This window comes from Bacillus sp. 05T22 (assembly GCF_056396765.1).
The window spans coordinates 1-10,819 of record NZ_JBFTMC010000133.1 but is presented as its reverse complement, the minus strand read 5'-3'; the positions used below and the strand labels follow the sequence as shown (position 1 = coordinate 10,819).

The following is a 10,819-nucleotide window of genomic DNA, read 5'->3' as shown; positions in this document are numbered from 1 at the left end:
TCACGTAATAGAGGATAACATATATTGTAAATGCATAAAAACACGACATATCTATGTGATATGTCGCGGGAAGAGAAATAGTTATAAAAAATATTTGTTATATGCAAAAACTAAGAATGAAACATCGTTTACGCTTTTTCTGGAACTGCTTGTTGCAGTTTTTCAATTGATTTTTGAATGTCTAAAATCTCTTGTTCAATATGAAGCTTGTTTTGGGAAATATCTTGTTTCCATGTGGAAAACGTATCCTGCATATCGTCTTTCAATTCTTGAAAAACTTCTTTACCTTCTGAAGCTGTTTCAACAATTTGACGTTTTAATAATTTTGTATCAGCAGTAATATCAGCCAGCGTTTTTTTAATACCATTTCCTTTTTCTTTTAGTTTATTGCGCATATCTTTACCAGAAGAAGGAGTAGAAAAAAGAACGGCTAGTCCAGCGACAGCTCCGCCACAAATGATACCTGTTACAAAGGATTTAGCTTTTGACATAAAAGGAAACCTCCTTATTTTTTGTTCATATTCATGATGTATAAAACAATGCATATGCTTAAGACAAGGGGGGAGAAAAGTGAAACTTGTAACAACAATTTGTTTTATCGTAAGTCTTTTCTTTCTTGTACGTGCTATGCATTTATTGTTATTTATAAAGCAAAAAAGATCGTATCCTCCAGCATTTTGGGTTAAGAAACAAGCCATGCAGTACATTTCTTTTGGAGGAATAGGCTTGTTATGTACAATCGTATTTTATATGTTTCTGTAGTACGGTTTACAATTCGTACAAAATAGAGAGAATTCTTACCCTTATTTTACACTATTTGCAATGGTACTTGCGATGTTTTGTAAAGTTTCCGTCGTATATTCATTTTGGTGTGATTTCCAAACGGCGCCAAAACCATCGTTTTCACCGTAGCGTGGAATTAAGTGAAGGTGGAAGTGGAATACAGTTTGTCCAGCTTTTTCACCGTTGTTATTCAAAAGGTTAAAGCCGACTGAGTTAAATTCAGATTTAATCGCATTTGAGATTTTAGGAACGACAGAAAAAATATGTGATGCAATTTCTGGCGTTAAAGCAAAAATGTCTTGTTTATGTACCTTTGGAATGACAAGTGTATGCCCTTTTGTCACTTGGCTAATATCTAAAAATGCAAGCACATGTTCATCTTCATATACTTTTGAGCAAGGGATTTGTCCTTCAATAATTTTACAAAAAATACAATTATCCGCTGTATGATTCATTATTCTCATCCTTTCAAGTAGTCTTAGCCGTATTTTACCATATTTACATAGGAGAACAAACACGAAAAACAGGAAGCTGACTCAGCTTCCTGTTTTCTGAAGAGGGATTGAAAAAGCATTTTAATTTAATCTACCGTTCGCAGACACCTCATTTATTTAGGAAATATGTGACAATTCGGCTCGTATTCTGCCTTAGACACCCCATTTACAATGAAATGATAATCCTTTATGAAATGAACTTGTTTATTTTATAAAACAGTATATACTCTCCTCGAGACACCCCGTTTCTAAAATGAAACAAATTATCTGGTTTCGTGTAAATTTTCTTTGTCCATTATGGACACCCCATTTCATGATGATTTCGCTAAGCTATGTTCATCAACTTGGTGGCTGCTTTTTCAATGTGTTCCTTCTTCACTAATTATGATGTCCCGTTTCGGAAAAGGTATGCAAAGAAATTAAATTTCTTTTGAAGAAATTCGGTACTATGTAGTATCTTTTGTTTTTTGGTAAGATGGATATATACATTCTATAAAAAATACGCTTGCACAAGTGAATGAATAAGAAAGTGGTGTCATATGGGACAGTTATTACGTGTGGAAAATGTCACAGGAGGATATACGAAGCGGCCGGTGCTGCAAAACGTTTCATTTTCTGTTAATAAAGGTGAGCTTGTTGGTTTAATCGGTTTAAATGGTGCTGGTAAAAGTACAACGATTAAACATATTATCGGTTTAATGGAACCGAAAAAAGGTACGGTAACAATTAACGGAAAAACAATTCGAGAAGATATGACAGCGTATCGATCTAGTTTTTCTTTTATTCCTGAAACACCTGTATTATATGACGAGTTAACATTGGAAGAACATTTAAAGTTAACAGCGATGGCATATGGTATAGATGAGAAGCAATATGAAGAACGCGCACAACAATTATTAAAAGAATTTCGAATGACGAATCGTTTAAAATGGTTCCCAGCTCATTTTTCAAAAGGTATGAAGCAGAAAGTGATGATTATGAGTGCTTTTCTTGTTGAACCGTCACTTTATATTGTCGATGAACCTTTCGTTGGACTCGATCCATTAGCGATTCAATCATTACTCCAAATAATGGACAAGATGAAAAAGAGCGGTGCTGGTATTTTAATGAGTACCCATATTTTAGCGACAGCAGAACGTTACTGCGATTCCTTTATTATTTTACATCAAGGTGAAATTCGTGCGAAAGGAACGTTATCTGAGTTGCAATCACAATTTAACATGCCGGGTGCGACGCTAGATGATATTTATATTGCATTAACAAAGGAAGAAGATTATGAATAGCAGAGCATTGTGGAAAGAGCGATTCAGGCATTTTTTAAAAGAAGTTCGTACATATAGTAAATATGTTTTTAACGATCATTTAAAATTTATTTTCGTATTTATCATCGGTGCTGGTGCCTATTATTATCAGCAATGGCTACAAACATTGACCCCTTCATTTCCGGCCGCGCTTGTTATGGCGGTTTTACTTGGGTTTGTATTAACAGCAGGATCTATTCAAACGTTATTAAAAGAAGCGGATCTTGTGTATTTACTTCCAGTTGAAGAAAAATTAAAACCATACTTTACAAAAGCATTTCTCTTTACGTTTATGATTCAGCTATATGTGATAGCAATTGTAGCGGCCGCGCTTGCTCCGTTATATTTCCAACAAATGAAGCAAACAGGAGCGGTTTACATATGGGTTGTAGTAGCGCTTGTTTTAGTCAAAGCTTGGAATTTATTTGTAGCGTGGGAAAAATCATTTTTAACAGATCAAGGCATGCAGCGTGCAGATTGGTTCGTTCGCTTTATATGTAACGGATTATTTGTGTATTTCCTTGTCGAGCGTATCTCAGTAATTTATATAGGAGCGATTCTCTTTGTAATGGTTATATATCTTGCCTTCATGCATCAAAAAGTAAAAGGAAAACCGTTAAACTGGGAATACTTAATTGCAGAAGAAGGAAAGAAAATGATGCGCCTGTACCGCATTGCCAACATGTTTGTCGATGTACCAGCATTAAAAGAACGAGTGTCACGCCGGAAATGGCTTGATTTTGTACTTTCCATGATTGGTGAAAAACGTACATATTTATATTTGTATACACGTACATTTTTAAGATCAGGCAACTACTTTGGTTTATATATGCGCTTACTTGCTATTGGTGGTGTAATTCTTTACTTTATACCGTTTTTATATGGGCGTTTCATTGTGAGTATCGTATTTCTATACTTAATTGGTTATCAACTATTAAGCCTTTGGAAACATCATCGTTTAAAACTTTGGCTTGATTTATATCCAGTGACCGTAGAAGAAAAGAAAAAGGATTTTCTTTGTCTGTTAAATGCAATTTTATGTATAGGCAGTATCGTATTTACAATCATATTTGCTTTGGCAACAAAAGATATCATCATGACCTGTATTTTATTCGCCGCTAGCATAGCTTTTAGTATTGGTTTTGTCTATCAATACGGTGCAAAGCGCATTGAGCGTTTAAACTGAAAGGAATGAACTTATGACTGAATATGAAGGGAAGGTCATAAAAGAGTTGCAGCAGTGGAAACATACAATCATGAAAAATTCTTCTATGATGACCCGGTTTTCGAAAAAGGTACAAACGAAAGTGCAACAGCTTATTCCGGAAAAAGTGCAGAATGTATTAACGGAAACAATTAAAAAGATGGTGCAAGGTATTAGCGTCGGATCGAATTTTATAAAACCGAAGCTAAGAGAAACAGACTGGTCGCTCGAAAGAAGAGATGCAGAGGTTTTAAAGAAAATGGATGAGTATAAAAAGGTTGCGGCCGCAGAAGGTGCAGGAACGGGAGCGGGTGGTTTTCTCTTAGGCCTGGCAGATTTCCCGCTTTTACTCAGCATTAAAATGAAATTTTTATTTGATGCAGCGACTATGTATGGATTTGATACGAGCAAAGAAGAAGAGCGTTTCTTTATTCTCCATGTGTTTCAATTAGCTTTTTCAAGTGATGATCATCGCAAGGAAATATGGAAAGTAATTGAAACGTGGGACACACAAAAAGAAAATCATATTGACTGGGAGAAATTTCAGCAAGAATATCGCGATTATATCGATTTAGCGAAGATGCTGCAGCTTGTTCCGGTTATTGGTGCCCCGGTCGGAGCGTATGCAAATTATCAATTATTGCAACGGCTTGGAGAAGTGACGATGAATTGTTATCGTTTGCGGTTGCTTCAGCGGAAGGGAATATCAATTTAATATGTGGCTTTGAAATGAAATCCAGAAGTATCCCCCCTTTGGTTATGCTTACCAAAGGGGGTTTTTATGTCTAAAAGAAGAACATCTGAAGTTGAAAAGTGGATAAAACTCTAGTTTAAACAAATATAATTTCAACCATTCGAGCTGAACAAATGACTTCTATCTAGAAACACAGAGGAAAATTTATTAGAAATTTATTTTTATATTGTATCCTTTCAATATAATTTGAAAGGAGAATTCTATGAGAAAATTATTTAAAGTATTAAAGAATATATGTATTGTGTCGATTGCGGTTATCTTACTGGTGTTACTATCTGTTTTTATATACCATAATTATCAATTAAGTAAAGAATCGTCATTAATCAAAAGTGAGGGAACATTAGTTAATTTTAATAATAAAAAAATCAATGTATACAAGGAAGGGAGCGGTGAGGATACATATGTATTTATGTCTGGATCTGGGATAGCTGCTCCTGTTTATGAACTGAAAGGACTATATAGCAAGTTTTCAAAAGAAAACAAGATTGCGGTTATTGAAAGAGCTGGTTATGGATACAGTGAGGCTTTTCACGATGATAGAGATATTGATACGATGTTAGAACAAAGTAGAGAAGCGCTCATACAAAGTGGAAATAAACCGCCGTATGTATTAGTACCACACTCTATCTCAGGTATCGAAGCAATTTACTGGGCACAAAAGTATCCAAATGAAGTGAAGGGAATTATTGCTTTAGATATTGGTTTACCGAAGCAATACGTAACTCATAAAATGAACCTAGTGGATTCATTAAAAGTAAGAGGATTCAATCTGTTAACGAAAATGGGTGTACATCGTCTTTTTCCTTCTGTTACGTATAATCCCGAGGTGATCCGGCAATCTTTTTTAACTGAACATGAAAAAGAAATGTATAAAGCACTATCATATAAACAATTTTTTAATAATGATATGGAGCAAGAGCTTTTACAGAGTTACAATAATGGTAAAAAATCAGTTAACCTACCGATACCAAAAGAAACACCTATTTTATTTTTAGATGCGATCGCTAAACAAAATAAAAATTCGAAATATACAAAACAAAAAAACAAAGATTATGAGGAGTTTGCAGAGCAACTATTGATAGCAGATGTAATAAAAATTCAAGGTACGCACAGCATTTATTTATATGAGCCTGATGAGATATATAATCTTGCCATGAATTTTATCAATAAAAAAGTAGAAAAATAGTAAGAGATTCTTATTTTGAAAATGGAAGGTCTATGTGATGAAGGGATATAAAATTTTAATTGTTGAAGACGATTTAATGATTGGAGATTTATTACAAAAGATTTTGCAACGCGAAGGGTATTATGTATGTTGGAAGAAAGAAGGAAAAGAAGTTATTGATATCATCCACGAGATAGATTTAGTCATAATGGATATTATGTTGCCAGGTGAAGATGGCTATCAAATTACAAAGAAAATAAAAAATCTAGGATTAAATATTCCAATTATTTTTCTATCTGCTCGAAGTGATATGGACAGCAAACTCCAAGGTTTAACAATCGGAGAGGATTATATGATAAAGCCTTTTGATCCTAGAGAACTATTACTAAGAATGCAGAAAATGCTAGATAATCGATATGGTACTTTTACACAAATCAAACATTTATATATTGATGCTGAGCATAAAAAAGTTTTCAATCATAACTTACATAATGAAATTGAGTTTACTGCGATTGAGCGTAAAATATTCTTCTATTTATATGAAAATAGGAATCGTATTTTAACGAAAGAACATTTCTTTGATTATTTATGGCAACTCGAAGATAGAAATCAAAATATCGTGAATGTGCACATAAAAAAAGTAAGAACAAAAATCAATGATAACACGGGTGAAATTATTCAAAATATATATGGAGAAGGGTATAGATTAAATACCTATATAAAGAAATGAAATTAAAGAAAAAATACCAGTTATTGTTGTTTTCTGCTGTTATAAGCGTACCATTTTTATTACTATTGATTAGTATCTCTATGTCAGTCATTTATAATATTGCGTTTAAAACGAAAAATAATAATATTCCATTTAATGAATCTTTTGCATATCCTACTATGCTAGGCGTCTTTTTTTTATCGTTATTATTGTTAGCCTTTTTATTTTCGAAATCCATTAATTCACTATTAAATAAAATAAATATATTAAATAAAACTATTCGAAATTTAGCTAGTGATGAAAAGATCCCGAATAAATTAGATGTTAAAAACGACGATGAAATAGGGGAACTCATTAGGTCGGTAAATTTATTAATTGAAAGAACTACATATCGAGAATTAGAACTTAAACAGCAAGAGGAAATAAAAAAGGAACTTTTAAATAAATTAAGACATGATATTAATACTCCTTTAACAGCTGTTAGGTTACAATTATTCTATTTAGAAGGTCAATATAATGATCAAGCACCAATATTAGAATCGTTATATCAACAAATACAGTATATTGCTGAATTAACCAATGAATTTAACTTACAATCCACTGATACATTAGAAAGCTCTTATGTTTTAAATCATGAGGTGAATATACACGATTTATTAGAAGCAATGGTTAAAAAGTGGAATTATTTGTACAGTATTCATGATATTGAATTAATATATAATCCAATAAATAAAGATTTAATATGGACGAGTAACGATTTGTGGATTCAAAGGTTATTTGATAACATTTTCCAGAACACGTTAAAACATTCAAAAGCTAAAAAGCTTGAGATAACCATTGAAAATCATGTTGTTTCTATTAAGGATAATGGAATTGGTTTCGATATGAATCGTAAAAGTGCGGGGCTAGGATTAAAAATCATTCAGGATATATCTAGAATGCTCGATATAAAATATACGTTACAATCAAATAAAAATGGGACTATATTTTACTTTACAACAAGTGAAAATAAAAAGAGAAAATGAGTGCAGGTCTTCTTTTGTTTTCATAGCCGAGATGTGGATATTTAGAATCGAAAATAGATAGAATCGATTAATCGGTAGAGAGGAGAAGGAAAAGATGAAGTTTCGAAAAGACTGGTGGCTAGGCCTCCTTGGGTTTATTGGTGTTTATAAATTGCCGAATGTAATTGATGCGTTTCAAGGTGACAAGGATTGGACAGCATTGATTGGGCTCATTTGGTTCATTTGGTTCGGGTATTTCATTCCGGAGAAGAAAGATGATGAAAAGAAAGAATTATAATAAAAACATTTCTATTTCCATGTAATTTTCTGTAAAATGGTAAAATGAGAGAATTCATATATTAGATTACTAAATTTGGAGTGATTAGATGCAGCCATTGGAAAATGAAATTCATCCTGATATGGTCAGAGTTTGGAAAGCTCGTGTTTTAATTGAACTAGGCATAAGTGTGTTAGTCATCCTTGCTTATCTCTTTTTCATGATTAAATTTAATTGGTGGGCTTGGCTGTTTTATGTACTTATTGGGTTGACGGTTGTGTATACACCGTTTGACTACGTTCTATTTCCGAAATTACGTCAGCGTTATTACAGCTATCGGTTAAATGAAGAAGAATTAGAAATTCAGCACGGAATGTTTACGGTTAAGCGTGTATTAGTTCCGATGATTCGTGTGCAACACGTTACAATTGAGCAAGGTCCAATTATGAGAAAATATGATTTAGCAGAATTACAAATTTCAACTGCCGCTACTTCTCATAGTATTCCAGGGTTAAAGATGAGAGAAGCGGAACAGCTGAAGCGCCAAATTGGAGAACTTGCGAAAGTGAGTGATGAGGATGTATAAGAGGCAGCATCCAATCACGATGTTATTGGAATTAAAAATAACAGACTTTATACCATTCATTATTTTTCTGTTTAGTTTAAAAGGAAAATTTCCATTTTGGTATTTAGTACCGATCGGCTTCTTAGTGATTTCAGTCGTCTCGATTATTGTTGAATGGTACTATAAAGTATACTGGATAGAAAATAATGTACTACACATTAAACAAGGACTATTTGTGAAAAAAGAAAGTTACTTGAATAAAGAGCGCGTACAGACGATTAATACAAGTTCAAGTATGTTATATCAAATATTAGGTTTAACGAAGCTCAAAATTGAAACAGCTGGCGGTGGTGGTGAGCCTGAGGTTAGTTTAGCTGGTATTACAGCTGACGAAGCAAAAACATTAATTACAATGTTAACTGAATCGACAGAGAAACATACAGAAATAGAAGAGGATACTGTAAATGCTAGTTTGACAGAAGAAAATCGGACGGAATATAAGTTGACGTGGAAAGAGATTTTATTAGCATCCGTTACATCTGGTCAATTTGGTTTGTTGTTCTCTTTATTATTCTTTATTTACTCCCAAGTAGATGAATATATCCCGAAATGGATGAAAGAAAGAGTAGAAACATATGTGATGGATCATGATGTGTACGGTTGGATTTATATGGTTGCGGTCTTACTTGTTGTTTCTTGGATTGTATCCACATTTGGTTACGCCTTAAAGCATGCGAATTTTACAGTGCATCGGAAAAATGATGAAATTCGTATTTCACAAGGGCTTCTTGAGAGAAAAGAACTTGTGTTAAAGCTACATCGTATTCAAGGAATTACGATAAAAGAAGGGATATTCCGTCAACCATTTGGTTACTGCTCTGTGCATGTAGAAGTCATTCAAAATCATGAAAAAGGTGAGGAGAATGTTACACTCCATCCGGTCATTCGGAAAGACCGCGTTGCAGAATTGCTCGCTCATTTACAGTTGCCATATGAACTAAACTCTAATATTACAGCTTTGCCAAAAACGGCACTGCGCCGCTATTTGTTAGGGAGTTTTATTTTCTTTTGTATATTAGCAGTTCCGATTACAGGTGTAAGCATATACTTTGAAAAATATTTTGTAATTTGGGCGCTGTTACCTCTGTTTGGATTACTTATGTCACTTGGATATGCGACATTTCGTGCAGGTGGCTATAGAGTAGAAGGCGAGCAATTAACGATGGTGTATCGTAACATTGCTAAATATACAGGTTTAGTAAGAAGAAGACATGTACAATCAATCGAGAAAACRCAATCTTATTTTCAGCGTGGAGCGCATTTATGTTCGCAGACTTTCTCTAGTGCATCCACAAATTATAAATTAGAGCATACGCGTTTAGAAGATGCAGAGTGTATGTTAGATTGGTATAAGAATAAGTAGAAACCTAAATAGAAAAAAGACAAACCTTTTCTTTTTAGAGGGGGAATAGAGGATCTGGCCATGCGTAGAAGCGGTCAGATCCTTTTTTAGCCCCATGCCAAGTGAAAACAAAAGGAGAAAATGAGTGGAGATCTGCTTTTGTTTTCATAGCCGTAATTTGTATGTTGGAAATCAAAATTATATAAAATGAAAAACGGATAGAAAACCATTCTTTTTGGGTAGGAGAGAGGATTCGATCATGGATAGAAGCGGTCAGCTCTTTTTTTCTCCATGCCAAGTGAAACCAGAGAGAGAAAACGAGTGCAAGTTCATATTGTTTTTCATAGCAGCGACTTATATGTAAAAAAGGGGCTCATCAAGTTAAGGCAAATCATTACCCAAAAAACGAAAAAATACTATTCTTTCTGTATTACGATAGAAAGTGTTGAATGATAATCATGTTGTTTCATTTGTTATGCGAATAACACAGCAGGATAGTTACATGAAACATGAAGGAATATTGGAATCAGTAATGAAATATTCAATGAATGGCAATCTTTATCTTCTTTCCAATCGTTTTTATGCAATATCGCATGAAAAATGATTGGAATTTTTGTTATAATATTATAATTGTACACTTCAAATCTTGTTGTTTAGTCGCTAATATTGTCTATGAAAACGAAAAACTTATAATATTGAATATTTATTTTAGTTTTGCAACGCCCTCACTGTTAATGCTTGATAGATAAATAGGTCAACAGAAGGGGAATATGAATTTATGAAACAAAACATCAAAATGTTAGCTATGGCAGTTGGTCTAACAGTTATGGGGTCAACAGTAGCTACTTATGCAAGTGCTGATACAGGATGGAAACAAACTGGATCGGTATGGAATTACTACAATGTAAACGRCATGAAGCAAACAGGTTGGCAGTCAATTAATGGAGCATGGTACTACTTCAACGGAAGTGGAGCAATGCAAACAGATTGGCAGTCAATTAATGGAGCATGGTACTACTTCAACGGAAGTGGAGCAATGCAAACAAATTGGCAGTCAATTAATGGAGCATGGTACTACTTCAACGGAAGTGGAGCAATGCAAACAGATTGGCAGTCAATTAATGGAGCATGGTACTACTTCAACGGAAGTGGAGCAATGCA

General features: G+C 33.8%; 12 protein-coding genes and 1 pseudogene. 11 read left to right on the top strand and 2 right to left on the bottom strand.

Annotated features, from left to right (window positions below; all coding sequences use genetic code 11):
- Positions 1-128: 128 nt before the first annotated feature.
- On the bottom strand, positions 129-491 hold the full coding sequence (locus tag AC1DIT_RS24790; protein WP_016113663.1) for a YtxH domain-containing protein: 363 nt from the start codon (positions 489-491) through the stop codon (positions 129-131).
- 79 nt (positions 492-570) lie between these two features.
- Here AC1DIT_RS24790 and yhzF point away from each other — a divergent pair, with 79 nt between their 5' ends.
- Positions 571-762, top strand: a complete 192-nt coding sequence (gene yhzF, locus AC1DIT_RS24785; protein WP_016113664.1) for a membrane protein YhzF — start codon at positions 571-573, stop codon at positions 760-762.
- A 41-nt stretch (positions 763-803) separates the two neighbouring features.
- Here the strand turns inward: yhzF and AC1DIT_RS24780 are convergent, their stop codons facing one another.
- Positions 804-1,238, bottom strand: a complete 435-nt coding sequence (locus AC1DIT_RS24780) for an HIT family protein (protein ID WP_016131213.1) — start codon at positions 1,236-1,238, stop codon at positions 804-806.
- A 578-nt stretch (positions 1,239-1,816) separates the two neighbouring features.
- Here AC1DIT_RS24780 and AC1DIT_RS24775 point away from each other — a divergent pair.
- From AC1DIT_RS24775 to AC1DIT_RS24730, 10 genes and pseudogenes are all read left to right on the top strand, one after another.
- Entirely contained in the window at positions 1,817-2,560 is a 744-nt protein-coding gene (locus tag AC1DIT_RS24775) for an ABC transporter ATP-binding protein (RefSeq protein WP_016131214.1), read from the top strand.
- Complete coding sequence (locus tag AC1DIT_RS24770; RefSeq protein ID WP_016113667.1) at positions 2,553-3,764, top strand: ABC transporter permease; 1,212 nt, start codon at positions 2,553-2,555, stop codon at positions 3,762-3,764. Before AC1DIT_RS24775 ends, AC1DIT_RS24770 begins: the two co-directional genes overlap by 8 nt.
- Positions 3,765-3,777: 13 nt before the next feature.
- On the top strand, positions 3,778-4,497 hold the full coding sequence (locus AC1DIT_RS24765) for an EcsC family protein (RefSeq protein ID WP_016113668.1): 720 nt from the start codon (positions 3,778-3,780) through the stop codon (positions 4,495-4,497).
- Positions 4,498-4,738: 241 nt separating this feature from the next.
- Positions 4,739-5,722 (top strand): alpha/beta fold hydrolase, encoded by a 984-nt coding sequence (locus AC1DIT_RS24760; RefSeq protein ID WP_016131215.1) that lies wholly within the window; start codon positions 4,739-4,741, stop codon positions 5,720-5,722.
- Positions 5,723-5,759: 37 nt separating this feature from the next.
- Entirely contained in the window at positions 5,760-6,431 is a 672-nt protein-coding gene (locus AC1DIT_RS24755; RefSeq protein WP_016113670.1) for a response regulator transcription factor, read from the top strand.
- Positions 6,428-7,435, top strand: coding sequence for a HAMP domain-containing sensor histidine kinase (locus AC1DIT_RS24750; RefSeq protein WP_016132564.1), 1,008 nt, complete (start codon positions 6,428-6,430; stop codon positions 7,433-7,435). Before AC1DIT_RS24755 ends, AC1DIT_RS24750 begins: the two co-directional genes overlap by 4 nt.
- 94 nt (positions 7,436-7,529) lie before the next feature.
- On the top strand, positions 7,530-7,712 hold the full coding sequence (locus AC1DIT_RS24745) for a hypothetical protein (protein WP_016113672.1): 183 nt from the start codon (positions 7,530-7,532) through the stop codon (positions 7,710-7,712).
- A gap of 88 nt (positions 7,713-7,800) precedes the next feature.
- On the top strand, positions 7,801-8,277 hold the full coding sequence (locus AC1DIT_RS24740) for a PH domain-containing protein (RefSeq protein WP_016132565.1): 477 nt from the start codon (positions 7,801-7,803) through the stop codon (positions 8,275-8,277).
- A complete protein-coding gene (locus AC1DIT_RS24735) occupies positions 8,270-9,679 on the top strand; it encodes a PH domain-containing protein (protein WP_016132566.1) in 1,410 nt (469 codons plus the stop codon). The genes AC1DIT_RS24740 and AC1DIT_RS24735 overlap by 8 nt, the downstream gene beginning before the upstream one ends.
- Positions 9,680-10,436: 757 nt before the next feature.
- A pseudogene (locus AC1DIT_RS24730) lies at positions 10,437-10,819 on the top strand (transglutaminase domain-containing protein); the annotation flags it as partial.